The 15,404-nt window shown below is 67.6% G+C and carries 18 protein-coding genes; 9 read left to right on the top strand and 9 right to left on the bottom strand.

Annotation, left to right across the window (positions count from 1 at the left end; translation table 11 throughout):
- Positions 1 to 98: 98 nt before the first annotated feature.
- A complete protein-coding gene (locus H0B43_RS35940) occupies positions 99 to 755 on the bottom strand; it encodes an Ltp family lipoprotein (protein WP_185723657.1) in 657 nt (218 codons plus the stop codon).
- 370 nt (positions 756 to 1,125) lie between these two features.
- On the opposite strand from H0B43_RS35940, the gene H0B43_RS42640 reads away from it, so the two are divergent.
- From H0B43_RS42640 to H0B43_RS35915, 5 genes are all read left to right on the top strand, one after another.
- On the top strand, positions 1,126 to 1,383 hold the full coding sequence (locus H0B43_RS42640; protein ID WP_185723658.1) for a DUF4190 domain-containing protein: 258 nt from the start codon (positions 1,126 to 1,128) through the stop codon (positions 1,381 to 1,383).
- 226 nt (positions 1,384 to 1,609) lie between these two features.
- Positions 1,610 to 2,113: a hypothetical protein gene (locus H0B43_RS35930; protein ID WP_185723659.1), complete on the top strand. Its 504-nt coding sequence runs from the start codon at positions 1,610 to 1,612 to the stop codon at positions 2,111 to 2,113.
- 331 nt (positions 2,114 to 2,444) lie between these two features.
- Positions 2,445 to 2,834 carry a hypothetical protein gene (locus H0B43_RS35925; protein ID WP_185723660.1) on the top strand — a complete coding sequence of 130 codons (390 nt, stop codon included), beginning with the start codon at positions 2,445 to 2,447 and terminating at the stop codon, positions 2,832 to 2,834.
- A 429-nt stretch (positions 2,835 to 3,263) separates the two neighbouring features.
- Complete coding sequence (locus H0B43_RS35920) at positions 3,264 to 3,506, top strand: hypothetical protein (protein WP_185723661.1); 243 nt, start codon at positions 3,264 to 3,266, stop codon at positions 3,504 to 3,506.
- Between the two features lie 1,287 nt (positions 3,507 to 4,793).
- Positions 4,794 to 5,873, top strand: a complete 1,080-nt coding sequence (locus tag H0B43_RS35915) for a YhcG family protein (RefSeq protein WP_185723662.1) — start codon at positions 4,794 to 4,796, stop codon at positions 5,871 to 5,873.
- 165 nt (positions 5,874 to 6,038) lie between these two features.
- Here the strand turns inward: H0B43_RS35915 and H0B43_RS42050 are convergent, their stop codons facing one another.
- The 3 genes from H0B43_RS42050 to H0B43_RS35900 form a co-directional block, all read right to left on the bottom strand.
- Positions 6,039 to 6,464 (bottom strand): DUF6283 family protein, encoded by a 426-nt coding sequence (locus H0B43_RS42050; protein ID WP_252189625.1) that lies wholly within the window; start codon positions 6,462 to 6,464, stop codon positions 6,039 to 6,041.
- A gap of 75 nt (positions 6,465 to 6,539) precedes the next feature.
- Positions 6,540 to 6,734 carry a hypothetical protein gene (locus tag H0B43_RS35905; RefSeq protein ID WP_185723663.1) on the bottom strand — a complete coding sequence of 65 codons (195 nt, stop codon included), beginning with the start codon at positions 6,732 to 6,734 and terminating at the stop codon, positions 6,540 to 6,542.
- Positions 6,731 to 7,198, bottom strand: a complete 468-nt coding sequence (locus tag H0B43_RS35900; protein WP_252189626.1) for a helix-turn-helix domain-containing protein — start codon at positions 7,196 to 7,198, stop codon at positions 6,731 to 6,733. Before H0B43_RS35900 ends, H0B43_RS35905 begins: the two co-directional genes overlap by 4 nt.
- Positions 7,199 to 7,514: 316 nt before the next feature.
- Between H0B43_RS35900 and H0B43_RS35895 the strand changes: the two genes are divergently transcribed.
- The gene (locus H0B43_RS35895; RefSeq protein WP_252189627.1) at positions 7,515 to 7,844 is read left to right on the top strand and encodes a hypothetical protein; all 330 of its coding nucleotides are present in this window, start codon (positions 7,515 to 7,517) and stop codon (positions 7,842 to 7,844) included.
- Here the strand turns inward: H0B43_RS35895 and H0B43_RS35890 are convergent.
- From H0B43_RS35890 to H0B43_RS35870, 5 genes are all read right to left on the bottom strand, one after another.
- Complete coding sequence (locus H0B43_RS35890) at positions 7,755 to 8,540, bottom strand: 3,4-dihydroxy-2-butanone-4-phosphate synthase (RefSeq protein ID WP_185723664.1); 786 nt, start codon at positions 8,538 to 8,540, stop codon at positions 7,755 to 7,757. The genes H0B43_RS35895 and H0B43_RS35890 overlap by 90 nt on opposite strands.
- Complete coding sequence (locus H0B43_RS35885; protein ID WP_185723665.1) at positions 8,537 to 9,319, bottom strand: enoyl-CoA hydratase-related protein; 783 nt, start codon at positions 9,317 to 9,319, stop codon at positions 8,537 to 8,539. The genes H0B43_RS35890 and H0B43_RS35885 overlap by 4 nt, the downstream gene beginning before the upstream one ends.
- Positions 9,316 to 10,218, bottom strand: a complete 903-nt coding sequence (locus H0B43_RS35880; protein WP_185723666.1) for an alpha/beta hydrolase fold domain-containing protein — start codon at positions 10,216 to 10,218, stop codon at positions 9,316 to 9,318. The genes H0B43_RS35885 and H0B43_RS35880 overlap by 4 nt, the downstream gene beginning before the upstream one ends.
- A gap of 37 nt (positions 10,219 to 10,255) precedes the next feature.
- Positions 10,256 to 10,744 carry a flavin reductase family protein gene (locus tag H0B43_RS35875; protein WP_185723667.1) on the bottom strand — a complete coding sequence of 163 codons (489 nt, stop codon included), beginning with the start codon at positions 10,742 to 10,744 and terminating at the stop codon, positions 10,256 to 10,258.
- A 90-nt stretch (positions 10,745 to 10,834) separates the two neighbouring features.
- Complete coding sequence (locus tag H0B43_RS35870; protein ID WP_185723668.1) at positions 10,835 to 11,731, bottom strand: alpha/beta hydrolase; 897 nt, start codon at positions 11,729 to 11,731, stop codon at positions 10,835 to 10,837.
- Positions 11,732 to 12,028: 297 nt separating this feature from the next.
- Here H0B43_RS35870 and H0B43_RS35865 point away from each other — a divergent pair, with 297 nt between their 5' ends.
- From H0B43_RS35865 to H0B43_RS41010, 3 genes are read left to right on the top strand one after another with little or no spacing between them, the layout of a single operon-like run.
- Positions 12,029 to 14,182, top strand: coding sequence for an acetate--CoA ligase family protein (locus H0B43_RS35865; RefSeq protein ID WP_185723669.1), 2,154 nt, complete (start codon positions 12,029 to 12,031; stop codon positions 14,180 to 14,182).
- Positions 14,179 to 14,643, top strand: a complete 465-nt coding sequence (locus H0B43_RS41015) for a hypothetical protein (RefSeq protein WP_213015344.1) — start codon at positions 14,179 to 14,181, stop codon at positions 14,641 to 14,643. The genes H0B43_RS35865 and H0B43_RS41015 overlap by 4 nt, the downstream gene beginning before the upstream one ends.
- Positions 14,640 to 15,392, top strand: a complete 753-nt coding sequence (locus H0B43_RS41010) for an AMP-binding enzyme (protein ID WP_213015343.1) — start codon at positions 14,640 to 14,642, stop codon at positions 15,390 to 15,392. The genes H0B43_RS41015 and H0B43_RS41010 overlap by 4 nt, the downstream gene beginning before the upstream one ends.
- Positions 15,393 to 15,404: the final 12 nt, after the last annotated feature.

Here is a 15,404-nt window from a genome sequence, read left to right as displayed (position 1 = left end):
TCTGCTCGAGGCCGACGCGCACTCCTCGCGACACCCATCGATGGCGATGCGCCTGTGCGTCGACGAGAAAGGAACCCGAGACGTTATGTGCGGACTTATCAGTACGCCGCGTTGGCTCCGTATTCAGCCTGCGCACTCGTGAACCCTTCGTACTCGAGCTGCTCAATCAGTCCCGACTTCGAGAACAACGTCATCTCGAGGTACTGCTGGGCACTCAGCGCAGCCTGCTCGTTCCAGTCCACAGTCAAACTGTCCACCGCGTACGTCGCATCCGCGGTGGAGAAGCCTTCGTACTCGAGCTGGTCGATCAGACCACTGCGGGAGAAGGGACTCATCTCGATGTACTGCTGGGCAGACCGGACGGCATTTCGCTGACTGGAACTGATCTGCGGCCTGACCGGTGCCGGTACGAACGCAGGCGAGCTGATCTGCGGCTTGGCCGTCACAGGTACGACCGCAGGCGCAGGCGCAGGCGCTGCTGCGGTCCGCGACGGGATGCTGCTCGGTGCAGGTGCAGCGGAGACGGCAGGCGTTTGCGCCGCAGTGACGCGGGCAGTGGTGGCCTGACTACTGGGTACAGACGCGGTCGCCGTGGAATCCTTCTCCTTGTCGCCTCCGCCGACAGCTGCGGCGAGAATGAAAACGAGGACGATGGCGCCGGCGATCCACGGCCACTTCTTCCGCTTCTTTGCGGGGGTTTCTGGCTGACCGCCGGGCGGCGGCGGAGGAAAGCTCGGATTCTGGGGCGCGGTCATAAGTTTCTCTTTTCGGAAGTAGCTGGAGTCGCGGTTCGATCACGACCTTCTCAGATTTCTCTCAGGATTGCTTGAACATAGCTGCCGACGACAACCGATGCGCACACGCCTCCCAATTCGGTGGCGACAACACCGCAATCCGGCCATCGTCATTCACACAAATGACAGCGTCACAACCGAACATCACCGCACCGATTAGGGCATCGGGTCGGAAACAGCCTCGAGGAGTTGGTTGTGATATCAATTAGCTCGCACCCCTGCATCCAACGTGCACACAGCTCCACGTCGCGGCACAGGACGGGCGCAGCTTCGACGACCGCTCCCCGACTCGACCTGCCCGCACCAACCCCTGACATGAGAGGAACTGGCCGTGGTGGCATTCGACGACACGGAGCTCGATGCCGAGGCGGCGGAGCGCACCAACGTATGCGCGATCGTCGGACTGTTCTGCGCCCTGACAGGGCTCTTCATCCCGGCGCTGGTCTTCGGCGCGATCGGTTACGTCGAGACCGGTGGGCGCGAACACGAAACCGGTTCCGGCCTCGCCGTTGCCGCACTGATCCTGGGTGCAATCGAACTACTTGTCGCCGTGCTGACGGCCGTCATAGTTCTCGTTTCTTATCGCTGAAGCGAACTCCCGCGCCGCTCGGCATGAAGCAGGGGGCTGATGGTGCGTCCGAAACGTCGCCTGCCACTGCTCGGTTCCGATGGGGCGACCACCAGCCGCGCCGACCACCCACTCTTCCATTCTCGCCACGGTCGGCATCTGCCGTGGCGTCGCACCCCCCGACCGTTCCCGCAGACTCCTTTCACGAGAACCCCCAGACCCGACGTCAGATAGGCCACACACCGATATGCGACACCGCCACACCCTGTCCCTCGCCACATGGATCAGCGCAGCCACGTTGCTCCTCGCCGCCTGCAGCGACGACGCAGCCACCACCGCCCACAATGTCTCCTCGACATCATCAACCAGTTCAACGGCCGAACCCGACTCCACCCTCAAGCGGATCACCGCCCCACCCACAACCAGCGCGGCCACTACGACCACCAGCGAGAAGGATCTGCACGGGGCTGCGCTCTACCTGCAGACGTGCCTCGACAGCCTGGACTATTTCGACGCGATCCGCGAACTCGCCGACCTGGCCGGCGAACCCTTTGACGCGAAGGAGGCCGCCGACGGCCTGCTCGAGCTCGCACGCACCGGCGGCGAGGAACTTCGCCGAGACCTCGAAGCGTCGGGTGACCTCGACGTCGCAGCCGCGGATCCGGATGAACCGACATGGGACGAAATCCCGAAGGCCGACCGCACCGAGATCGAGCGCGCCGTCTACGCCGCCGCCAAGGGCGATTGCTGAACCAGCCCCTCGCAGAACCGGCACGATGGGCGTCACCCGGACGAGCACCACCCGAGCGCGCGGCCTGCGGTCCCGCCGCGGCAATCTGCCGGCACAAAGCGGTGGCCTGTATCCGACTTTGATTGCTGCCCTGCAGTCTTCGACTCCAGCGGCAGCCCGCTATGGCTGTGCGATACCCGCCGATACAGTCATTCGATCTATACCGCCGCCCCCTAACGTCTGGTTTGATCCGCGGTGACGACTCCCACCCGCCAACCCGGCGCACCAGCACCGCGGCACACCGCGACTGGCTCAGGTGACTTCGGAGAACGTCACTTCAAGGGGGAATACCGTGACAACCATTCCGACGTGGCCGGCGATTCGCAAGCAAGGTGCCTGGGGGCTGTGGTGGCTGACCGTCATCACCTTCGGCATCTACTACCTGGTCTGGTACGACCGCATCGGCGGGGAACTCGCCGCCACCGCCGGCGTGAGCCGGGAAGCCTGGACCCGGTGGTGGTCCCAGCTGATTCCCATCTACGGGCTCATCGGACTGTCCCGGACCGCCAAACGACTCAACCAGGCTCACACCCAGGTCGGATCGTCGACTCGGGTGTCGCCGGTCGTCACGTGGTTGTGGGCGCCGATCTGGTTCGGCTCACACACCCGGTACCTGCAGCGCCGCATCAACATCCTCGTCGACATCCACGCGGGCCGCGCCGCCCAGCACGCAGCCGCGTAGCCACAAACGCGACCTCGCCCGATCGGGCGGGGCCCGTCGCTGATGCGGTGACGGGGACGGTCATCCACACCCGCACGTTCGCGTACAGAACCCGCGGCACGACGGGCGGAGTAGGGGTGCGGTTCGGGTCGGGCGCGGGGGCCGCACCCTTCGCCCTCCCCGGGACGTGCAGGCCGCGCGCTATCGATGTGTGGAACCCTGGCCGGGTGTCGGGACCTGCCGCCGACGCAGCGCCGGCCAAAGCCCCGCCGACATCCGAGGCTCGAGATGGAATCCGGGGCTTCCGAATCGACGTGATTCTGCGTGCAGCCACGGCCGACCGCATGGCAGGTGAACACAGTGGTGGGCACTCAGGCCGACGATTCGCACCCGACCCCGAGGCACACTTATCCTGCCCCTGAAGCAGGATTGAGTGAGAAGGTGCGTGAAATGCCCCGACACTACGGAAGCGGTCCCGCGCCGGCCGTGGGCACCCGAGTGCTCGTGGCCCGGGCGAAGGACATCGCCGGGACTGCGGTCGGTGAGATCGTCGCCGACTACACCACCCTGACCGAGAACGGCGGCACCGGACACGAGTGGGCGCCGGCGCACCGGTGGGCAATCGCCCTCGACGACGGCCGACTGGTCTTCGCCGACACCGAGGACCTCACCGTCGACCCGAGCACCAGCTGAGCACACCCCGCCGCACCTGACCCCAGCCCCCGCAACTGCCCAAACAGCGTTTCGTGTGATGCGGTCGACGGCACCTGGTCGGCGATGCGAGAACACCCGGTGCACCCGTCGGCTGCCGTCCGCCCACCTGAGGCCCTCGTGTCACGGAAGAAGAATCAGCAATCGATATGGATCCGCGAACCGACAACGATCTCCCGTTGTGAATCCGGCAAGTGGGTGTAGGAACGGATTGCGATCCGACCGACGTGTCGTGGCCCGTGACGCCCGGCCCTAGCGTGACTCTCCGAGAGACCGACACCGCAGCCGGCCCTCAAACATCAACCCGTCGGCGTCCGGCCGTCGGTCACGGCACGATACTGCTCGGCGATCTCCCCCGTCTGTCAGAACTGATTCCACCAGGTCGCGAACGCGTTCCACCACGTCCACGGCCAGAACGTCACGTCACCGACCTGATTCGGAAGGTCGAACACGATGCCAGTCATGACTACTCCTTCGGGTCCGATCCCGACCCATGCTGAATATCGGCACCCATTGGCTCAGCGCTACACACAGCCCCGGACCTTGCCCGCAGCCGCGCGAAACGTATGGAACACACTCGAACCGGCCGTCCTGCGAGGACCGCACGCACCCGGTGTCACGACATGAGGACGCGCGGATCACCGCCGGATCGGGACGCATCTGACCGCCGGCGGCGGATACGTCGCATTCTCCGGAGGCAAGGACTTCCTCGCCGTTCCCGATCTCAGCCGCCGCGTGGACCAACAGCGTGCCTGGACCGGAGATGCATTCGATACCGTCGAGTGACGCGGTCAGGGGTGGTCGGCACTGTTGAGCTCATCGAGAACCCGATCGACACTGGTGGTCGGGATACGGAAGTCTTTGCCCTCCGAGGCCCGAAGTTCGTTCGCGTACGTAGGCGAGCATGAACAGTTCGCGCTCGAGGTCTGCTGCGGTGCGGTCGCTCACGATCCGATTCTGCTCGGAAAGGACAACTGGGGCGACCTCGGCACCGCCCGGCATGCCCGGCGAGGGAGTGCGACCTCGCCGACGCGTCGCTACCGCTCGATGAAATGGTTGCCGTCTGCCTCGCACCGCTCCTCCCCCTGCCGAACGCCCTCGTATCGTTTACGCAGCAGCTTGCTGCGTAAATGCCCGCTCCCCGCGTTTCCACCGGTCGGAACGGCGCCGATCAGCCCGCGGTGCTCCCGAAAGATGACGGCGAGAGCGGACGGGTCGGCGTCCGCCCGGCGTCACCCCTTTCGGCCGGATGGGAGAAGATTGGCGGCAATGAGTCGAGCAGAAGAGATCGAGCCCGCCGGATACGGCGCGTTGCTCGACGACATCAAGTCGCAGGTCCGCACCGCCCGGGTCCATGCCGCCCGCAAGGTCAACACCGAAATCATCGTCCTGTACTGGAAGATCGGGAAGCTGATCCGCGCCCGACAAAGCCAGGAGGGGTGGGGTGCCCGTGTCATTGCCCGGCTCTCCGACGACCTCCGCACCGAGTTCCCCAGCATGCGCGGGCTGTCCCAACGGAACCTGGTCTACATGCGCACCCTCGCCACCGAATACCCCGACCCAATTGCGCAGCACCCTGCTGCGCAATTGCCGTGGGGACACATCCTCGTCCTCCTCGACCGCCTCCCCGACCCCCGGGTCCGCGACTGGTACGCAGCCCAGGCCGCCGACCACGGCTGGTCCCGCGCCACCCTCGTCCACCACGTCACCTCGCAGCGGCACCTGCGGGTCGGCGCCGCACCGAACAATTTCCCCACCACGCTGCCGGCACACGAATCCGACCTGGCCCACGAGATCCTCCAGGATCCGTACAACCTCGACTTCCTCGGCCTCGACCCCGGTTACAGCGAACGCGAACTCGAAGATGCCCTCATCGGCCGGCTCACCCACTTCCTCAGCGAGCTCGGAGGCGGGTTCTCCTTCGTCGGACGCCAGTACCAAATCACCGTCGGAACCTCCGAATACTACCTGGACCTGCTGTTTTTCCACCTCGGCCTGCGCCGATTCGTCGTCTTCGAGCTGAAGATCGGCCGCGCCGAGCCCGAACACATCGGCAAGCTCAACTTCTACGTCAACGCCGTCGACGACCTGCTCCGCAAACCCGAGCACGGAGACGGCAGCACCATCGGGATCCTCCTCGCCGCCGACCGGGACGACATCGTCGTCGAATACGCCCTCCGCGGTCTCGACTCGCCGCTCGCGGTCAGCACCTACACCACACACCGGTCCCTGCCCGAGGAGATCCGGCCCGCCCTTCCCACAGCAGCCGACCTCGCCGACGCCATCCGAGACGTGCGTCACCCCCACAACCCACAGCCTCCCATCCCCGGACCGCCGACCGACGACTAAGCGTTCTCCAGTCGTCTCGACTCCAGCCCCCTCATGCTGCATCGCCGGCCGGGGGCCTGGCCTCGCGGCTCACCCGTCATGGGGGCGCCTCCTGACCGGGCCACGACACAGGAATCGGCGACATCACTGGCTCCCGGCAACGTGGTAGTCGTTCGGTCAGGCTATCTACGACTGCGTTTCGGCCATCTCGTCATACGAGTCGAACAGTGCCGGGCACCCCTCCCGCGCGGTCAGCATTTCCGGATCCAGTCGGCCCTGCACGACAGCAAGCCGGACCCCGAGGTGCTCGACCCCCGCGACGGCCAGCCACCCCGCACAGGCCTCCTCCGCACCCTCAGGCGACTTGTGGCAGGCGAACATCGGACCGCCGACCTCGACCTCCCGGCCGGGACCACCGGACGTGGCGGCGAGCGCCTCGAACCTGTCGCGGCCGAACATGTCCGGCGCGACATCACGACGCCACGGGCACTGCGCACACGGGCGCCGACGATGCGCCATCCCCGACCGGCCCACGCACCGCGCGCCCGCAGACTCCGTTCGCGCACTCGCCTCACCCCGCAGGGGTGAATGTGCCGGGACGCCGTCTTTCATGACACGGATGATACGGGCGCGGCCACAGCGCCGCGCTCGGTGCGGCCAGTCGACTTCAGCCCCCACGAGTACCGGTCAGCGAACCCTCATCGGCATCAGTTCACCGGATGCGGCCGTCGCGCACGAGTCGCGCCGCCACAACCGGGACGGAGATTCCGCGTAGCGGATCATCGTGCCGGTGTCGGATTTGGTGTGCAGCGGGCCGCCGGGCAAGGACATGGCGGTGAGCTGCGCGGCGACGTTGCCGCGCAGCGGATCCGGGGACCTCACGCAGACCGGACCGCCTGCTCGAGGGCGTCCTTGTTGCGTTCCATCAACCGGCCGATCTCGTCGTCGGTGAGCAGGCCACGGCAGTAGGCGCGTTCGATCTCGTCCCAGCTGCCAGGCTCGTACGCGTCCGTCGAGATGCCGCCGCTGACCGGGACCTGGCCGAAGGTGAAGTTCCAGTCCAGCAGCACCTGCATCATGTCATCGTCGGTGATCTGGCCGGCGGTGCGGCGGTCGATAACCTCGGTCGGTGTCTCATCGAGCAGGGCCGGGTTTTCCAGCACGGTGCGCAGCATGCGGTGAATCGTCGGTTGGGAGATTCCGATGTGCTCACAGATGACGCGTTGGGTGATGTGGGCGGCGTTCGCCTCGGCCACGGCGCGCAGGACGTCCAGGTCGGCGACCCGGCGGCGTGCGGCGGCGGCGTCGAGGGCGGCGACGGCCTTGCGGTCGAGGGTGTCCATCATCAACCTCCTCGATTATTCATCATGAATCATTGCACGTCAGGATACCCATACCTGGCCGACGCCATCCACCACGGCCCGGATCCACGCACGAACCGACAGACCGCCGCACCCCATTGTCACCACGGGAACGGCGGCGTTCCCGGCGCTCGATTCCGCCGGGAGGGGTGTGTGACCACTCACTTCTCGCACGAAACTGTTAGCACTCTCACATCGAGAGTGCTAACTTTGTCGTAGTCGATGACCACGCGAAACCGTGAGTGTCCCTCGGACGGAGGCGCACTCGCCTATTCGTCACTTACAGCCTCGAAGGAGGATCATGACCGCCCCTGCCGCTCCGTGCGAAACACCGACGACCAGCGACGGGTGGCCCTCCGCCGACACGCCTGAGCGCCCGGCGCGACGGAGTTCACGGTTGCCCACGGTGTCGATCGTGCTGGGGGCGTTGTCGATTCCGTCGTTCTGGGTGTTCGGGCTCGGGTTCGTCCTCGGCCTGTGCGCGGTGGTGTGCGGGGCCTTCGCCACCACGCGGACCGCCGTCGCCGACGACGAAGCGGCCTCACTGCGGGCGTTGCTGGGCATCGTCGCCGGAGTCGCAGGGATCATGGTGTCGGCGATCGCACTCTTCCCCATACTCGAGTACCTGTGAACCACGCCCTACGGTCGCGGCCACGTCGAGTATCGACAGATGGGCCAGGCTATGACGGCGAGCGAAGGCGACTCCTTCGGTCTCGTCGGCCATCACGGTCTCGTCGGCCGGGGACACCAGCTCGCACAGCGCACCCAAGGGCCGCAGCCCGGCCGCTCGCATCAGATCGACAACCGCATCGGGTGCCCCGTAGGCGGACGGGATTCCGAGCACCGACGGCGAGGGGTCGTGGGCGATCACCGGTACGACGTGGCCGGGCCGGGCCAGGTCAAATGCGACCGTCGCCGGGTCGGCGATTGTTCGGATCGTGTGGGCTCGGTCCGCCGCCGAGATTCCGGTGCCGACGCCCTCGACGGCGTCGACGCTCACGGCGAGATTGCAGCGCGGAGCGTGGCCTGCCAGCGGCCACATCGGTGGCAGTTGCAGCCGTTCGCAATCCGGCACAGACACCGTCACTTTCACGAAACCGGAGGTGTGCCGGATCATGAACGCAAGCAGCTCGGTGGAAGCCAGTTCTGCGGCGAGGACCAGATTGGTCTCCCCACGGACGGGATCGGCTAGGACGAGCGCCCTGCCTGCGGCGGCCGCGGCCGTGGCCCGCTCGACGCGATGCAGCGCGGCTGCACTCCCGGTGCGGTCCGCGGCGGCCGGCCTGCGCTCGACGTACATCTCGTGCCGGCTATCGGTGATCGTCACTTCGACTCCTCGCTGCGACCTCGGTTCACCGCGCGGGCGGCCGCGAATGCCGTGACTGCGTCGCGGAAGCCGTCCGACGTGGTGAGGCGGATCTGCCCGGCCCGTTCGCGGGCGAAGGCCTGGCCTAACTCGGCCAGGGTCGCGTCGTTGATCGCGAGCTTGGTCTCGACGAGCGCGTCGACCGAGCCCCCACCCAGACGGGTCACCAGTGCGCCGAGTTCCGCATCGAACTCGTCCGCGCCGTAGGCCGCCGTCACCAGGCCGAGGTTCACGGCCTCGGGCGCGCTCACCCGGTCCCCCAGCAGCGACATCCGCATCGCGGTCGGGCGCCCCACCGCAGCGGCGACAAGGGCGGTGGCACCGCCGTCCGGCATCAATCCAATCGAGGTGAACGGCATCGAGAAGAAGGCGTCGGAACGGACCAGTGTGAGGTCCGCAGCGAGCGCGAGCGACACCCCGACGCCGACGGCCGGGCCGCGCACCGCGGCGATGACGGGTCGCGGAACCTGCCTGATGGTGTCGATGCATCGCGCAGCCGCATCGGCGGTGGTCGCGGTGTTCGCGACCGACAGTGGGTCCTCGACGTCGAGGTCTCCGCCCGCGCAGAAGGCTCGACCGGTTCCCGAGAGCACGATCACCCGGACGGCGGGATCGGCACCGGCGTCGGTGATCGTGTCCGCCAGTAGGTCGAGCGTCGCCCGGTCGACGGCGTTCATGCGTTCGGGGCGGTCGATCAGGATGTGGCGTGCGGTCCCGTCGTCGACGACGCTGACGGTCATCGCAGCACCTCCCTCAGGGCGCGGGCGATCTCGTCGACACCCTCCCGCGCCTGCGGGAGGAACTCGCTGAAGAGCGTCCAGGCGTGGCAGGTGTCCGGGTACACCGACAGCGTGCTGGTGCCCCCGGCGGCCTGGACCGACTCGTGAATCCGGACGGAGTCGTCGAGTAGGGTCTCGCTGTCGCTGGCCAGCAGCAGCAGCGGTGGCAGGCCGGCGAGGTCCGCGAACACCGGTGACGCGAGGGGGTCCCGGGGATCGTGCCCCTGCAGGTAGCTGGCGGCGAGCAGGCCGAGTGCGCGTTCGGTGATCACCGGATCGGTGCCGGCGTTGGCCGTCACGCTCGCCCCCGCGGCGGTGAAATCCGCCAGTGGCGAGACCACCACGGCAGTCGCCGGCAGCGCACTGCCGGCCTCGCGGGTCCGGACGAGGGCGGCGATCGTCAACCCACCGCCCGCGGAATCGCCTCCGACGGCGGTGTGTTCGGGTCCGTGCTCGGCCACGACTGCTCCGAGCACAGCGGCCGCGTCCTCGACAGCCGCCGGGAAGGGGGCCTCGGGGGCGAGGCGGTACTCGGGCAGCAGCACCGCCGATCCCAGGGCCCGCGCCAGTGCGGCGGCGGCGTGCCGATAGCCATGGGCGCTGCCCATCACGTAGCCGCCGCCGTGGAACCATACGAGAACGTTGCCGTCGATCTCCGGGCCGGCGGTGACCCGCAGGCAGTCGACACCAGCGACCGTCAGCTCTTCCACCGAGACATCATCCGCCAGTGCGGGTTCGAGCATCATCGCGTCCAGGTTCGAGCGCAGTTGCTTGAGAGTCGGTCGGCCGGAGGCGAAGACCGACGCGAACGACTCCCGCGCCCGGTGCAGCGCCGCTTCGCGGCTATCGGTTCCTAACATCCTGTTGTGTCCTTCCCATGGTGCCTGTGTCCTCGCGCTAGAGCGCGGCGTGGGTTCCGAAGACCCGGTCGTGATAGGTCAGCGGGGGGATCGTTTCGCTCCGCACCGCCAGTACTCTGCCGAAGACCACCGTGTGGTCGGCCACGGTCGCGGTCTGCATCACCTCGGCGGCCACCCAGTGCGCGGCACCGCCGATGCGGGGGATCCCGAGTTCCGACTGCCAGTCGACCCCCTCGAACTTGTTCTTGCCCTTGCGCGCGAACCGGGCCGCGAGAGCGGAATGCTCGCTACCGAGCACGTTGATCCCGAAGGCCTCCGATTCGAGGATCAGCCCCAGCAGTTCCGATCCCCGGTCGAGGGACACCAGGAACGAGGGCGGGGACATCGACAGCGACGAGAAGGCGCTCACCGTCGTGCCGTGAGGCCGTTCCCCGTCCATCGCGGTGACCACGGCGACCGGCGTGCACACCGCGGCCATGGCGTCGCGGAACCGGGTCGTGAGTTCGTCGAGTTGTTGTGCAGCCATGTCGGATGCCTTTCGCAGAGTGTGGATCGTGCCGTCGAGGCGGGTGCTCGACGCCGTGGGCGCCGGTGCGGCGCCCACGGCGTCGGGACGTCAGAGCCCGAGGTTCTTGCGGACGAACGATCCGACCTCGTCGGCGGCCTGGATGCCTTCCGGCAGGATCGACGAGAACAACGGCCAGACGTGGACCATGTCGTCGTACACGGAGGTGCTCGCGGATCCACCGCGGTCGACGATGGCAGCCGTCGCACGGAGGGAGTCGTCGAGCAGGACCTCTCGGGATCCGACGAGGAACAGCGCCGGCGGGAGGTCGCGAAGGTCGGCAAACAGAGGTGACGCCAGGGGGTCCTTCGGGTCATGTCCCTGCAGGTATGCCTCGCCGAGATTGGCGACGGACCCCCGGGAGACGGCGATGTCCTGGCCGTCGAAGAGCTCCATGCTCTCGCCACTCGCCGTGAAGTCGAGGAGCGGGGAAATGAACACCGCTGCCGCCGGGAGGTTGTTGCCCCTGTCGCGCGCTGCGGTGAGTGCCGCGAGGGTCAGTCCGCCACCCGCCGAGTCGCCGCCGACCGCGACGTTGTCCGCGTCGTACTCCGTTACCAGCGCCGAGATCACGGCAACGCCGTCGTCCACCGCCGCGGGGAACTTGTTCTCCGGCGCCCGACGGTAGTCCGGCAATACGACGGTCAGGCCAGCAGCGCGAGACAACGTGTGGCCGAGTTCCTGAAAACCTTTGGCGCTACCGAGAACATATCCGCCGCCGTGGAACCACACGAGTACCTTGTCCCGGGCCGCTCCCTCCGCTGTGACGTGCAGGACAGGAACGCCGCCGGCGTCGCCCTCCACTGGCTCGACGCCCTGCGGGAGCGGGAATTGCAGCAGCAACGCGTCGTACGCGGTCCGCAGGTCGTCCACCGTCGCCGTCGCCGGGTCCGGAAAGCCGTCAACATACATCTTCTCGACGCGCGCGAGCGCCTCGGTCCTGGCCATGGGTCCTCCGAAGTAGACATCGAATCCCGACACCGCCTCACAGTCGGGCTGTGAGCGATGTTACATAGTTACTGCTAACTTTTACAGGGGTTTCCCAGCAATTTCCTGCCCATTGCCCCGACCTGTTCCATAACTACCGTTCACGAGGGTAGATTTCGCACCAATCGGTGCCGGCCGCTCGGTCCCCGCCGCAGCGGACGCGACATCCACGACTCACCGATTCGCACCCCTGCGACGACCGCGCCGACGAACAGCCCACCGGAAACCATTACGCCCCGCCCGGGAGGACGAAAACCCATGACCCTCACCTCGCACGACGGTTCCTCCTGCACAGCGGAATCCGCCGCTCCGCCGGCGTCGTCGCTCGGGCGCGTGCTGAACCCGGGCACCATCGCCGTCGTCGGGCTCAGCGACAAGTCCCCGGTCGCACCCTTCATCGAGCCGACACTCGACAGTGGCGCGGACGTGTACTTTGTCCACCCGTCGGCACCGACCGTCCTCGGCAGGCCGACATACCGATCAGTTTCCGAAATTCCGGTGCCTGTCGATGCAGTGCTGTCCGTGATGTCCGCGGAGCGGACCGTCTCCCTCGCCGAGGAGTGCGCGGCGCTCGACTGTGGAGGGCTCGTCGTCTACGCCGCCGGCTTCTCCGAACTCGGCGTCGCCGGAGATGCACTCCAGCGCAGACTCGTTGCCGCAGCCGAACGCGGTAGCATGGCTGTGGTCGGACCCAACAGCCTGGGTTACATCAGCGTCCCCCGCAGCCTCGCCCTGACCGCATCGGCCAACTACCGACCACCCGCGGGGGGAGTATCCATCGTCTCCCACAGCGGCGCGATGATCGGCGGTGTCGCCATCACCGCGCGTCTACGGACCGGAGTCGGGATCTCGCGCCTGATCTCCGCGGGCAACGAAGCGGTCACCGACATCGCCGACTACGTCGATTTCCTGGCAGGCGACCCGGAAACCACCGCAGTCGGCTTGATCGTGGAGGGGATCCGCCGGCCGGAGGCGTTCCTCCGGGCGGCGCGGCGGTGCATCGAGGCGGGCAAACCCGTCGTGGCACTGAAGCTGGCGCGCAACAGCCGGACGCAGCAGATGGCGGCGTCCCACACCGGCGCACTCGCCGGGAACGCCTGGGCCTACGACGTGGCCTTCCATCACGCAGGGATCCAGTCAGCCCACGACATCGAGGAGCTCGTCGACCGACTCTCGATCGTCGATCAACTCCACCCCGCGAACTGGAATACGGTCGAACGTCTGGGTGTCGTGGCCGGAACCGGCGGCTTCGCTTCGCTGGCATATGATCTCGCCGAAGCGGAGGGGCTGAGCCTGCCGCCTCTCGACGAGCTCGCCGACTGGGTCGCAGCGACGATCCCGGGTATCGCCGTACCCAATCCACTCGACACGACCGGCTTCGGCGCGACCTTCTGGACGGAGATCGTCGACCGGTACGTCGGATCGCCCGACCTCGACGCCGTCGTGTTCGTCAACATGTGGGGTGAGGGCGACGACTCGCCGGTCTACCGACGGCTCATCGACGACGTCGCGACGGCCGCTCGCCGGTTCGGAAAGCCGGTCGCGATCGCGGCCGGCGCCGGGCCGGTCGGCTCCTATGCGCAGGAAGTCATCGGCACCGACGGGAGTGTCGCGCTCGGATACGGGCTCCGTGGCACCCTGCGCGGACTCCAGACGATGGGGGCGTTCGTCCGGGACCGTGCGCGGTCGCCTCACCCGGCGGAGCGGGTGCCGGAGATCGCGCGCCCGACGACTCCGCTCGCCGACGCCGGAGGTGGCCGCCGGCTCCTTCCGTTCGATCAGGCGATGAAACTTCTGCAGCAGTTCGACATCCCGATAGCCCCCTACTGCGTGATCCGGGCCGGGGAGCAGGCCTCTCCGACTTTCCCCGGCCATTACGCGGTGAAGCTCGCGGACGTGGCGCACCGAACCGAATTGGGCGCGGTCACACTGAACGTCGCGTATGACGAACTCGACCGAGCGGTCGACGACATGCGCGCTCTCGCCAGCCGTAACGGCGTCCGCGATGCCGTCGCCATCCAGCCGATGACGCCGTCACAAGGTGAGCTGCTCGTCGGGGTCGAGGGCCGCAGCGAACTCGGGCCGATGGTGATGCTCGGTATCGGCGGCGTTCTCGTCGAGGTCCTCGAGCGGGTCGGCGGACGTCCGGCGCCCATGACCACGATCGATGCGGAGGCCCTGATCGAGGAGTTCCACGACCTGCGTCTGATGCACGGCTATCGCGGAGCGCAACCCTGGCACCTGTCGCAGCTCGCGCAGGTCCTGGTCGGCTTCGGGCGCCTGGCCGCGGCCTGCCACGGGTGGATCGAATCTCTGGATGTCAATCCGCTGCTGGTCACCGACGACGGACTCGTCGCGGTCGACGCCCTGTGCATCGTGCGGGACGCACCGGTCGGAAGTGATCTCCGGTGACGGCCGAGGCCGTCGTCCGGTGCGGCGATCAGGTTCGGACCCACGGCGAGGTCCGCGGCCGGGCGGCCCGGATCGCCTCCGCACTCGCGACACTGGGTGTGGGGCACGGGGACCTCTACGCGCTCGTGATGCGCAACGAGATCGGATTCGTCGAGGTGATCCTCCGCTGGAGCGGCGATCGGTGCCGTTCCGGTCCCGGCGAACTGGCACGGCAACACCGAGGACCTCGGCCACCTGCTCGCCGACAGCGGCAGCAAGGTCGTCGTCGTGCACACCGACCTGATTCCGCAGGTGGAGTCCGTGCTGCCGGCCGGCACGGCGATCATCGAGGCCCCGGTCCCCCGGTCGTCGCGGATGCCTACGGGCTCACACACCCGGAACCCTCCGCCCAGTACCCGAACCTCGACGAACTCGTCACCGCGGCGAACCGCACTCGACCGTCATCACCGACCCGCCGATGAGCGTCATCTACACCACCGGCACGACTGGGCGACCGAAGGGGATCCTGCGCACCCCGATCACCCCGGCCGACCCCCCGGCGCTGCTCGAAGTGGTGATCGAGGCCTTCGGGTTCGGCACCGCCCGCTCCACCCTGGTCGCGGCGCCGATGTACCACACCGCCCCGAACACGCAGTTCCAGTTCGCGCTCGCGCTCGGGGCGCCGTCGGTAAGCCTCTCGCCGATGCAGCGGTGCGGATTCTCGACGCAGACGGGCGAGGCTCCGGTCGGGGAACACGGCGACATCTATCTTCGACCCTTCTCCGCCTGGCCCGACTTCACCTATCTGGGCGACGACGCGAAGCGGCGTGCAATGGAGAAGGACGGGTTCGTCACCGTCGGCGACATCGGGTACGTCGATGCCGACGGCTTCCTGTACCTGAGCGATCGACGCAACGACATGATCATCTCCGGCGGGGTCAACATCTTCCCCGCGGAGATCGAGTCGGTACTGCTCGGGCTGGACGGGGTCGCCGACGTCGCGGTGTTCGGCATCCCCGACTCGGAGTTCGGCGAGGCGATCGCCGCGCACGTGCAGCCGGACCGAGGGTGGACACTCACGGCGGCAGCCGTCCGCGAACACGTCAAGAGCCGGCTGGCCCGGTACAAGGCGCCCAAGGTCGTGGTTTTCGAGGACGAACTGCCCCGGGAGGACACCGGCAAGTTGTTCAAGCGCCGGCTCAAGGCCCCCTACTGGGAGGGCCGGGATTGACCGGACACCCAC

This window comes from Rhodococcus sp. 4CII (assembly GCF_014256275.1).
GTDB classification, from domain to species: Bacteria; Actinomycetota; Actinomycetes; order Mycobacteriales; family Mycobacteriaceae; genus Rhodococcus_F; species Rhodococcus_F wratislaviensis_A.
The sequence above is the reverse complement of the archived record's forward strand: the minus strand, read 5'-3'. Positions and strand labels throughout refer to the sequence as shown.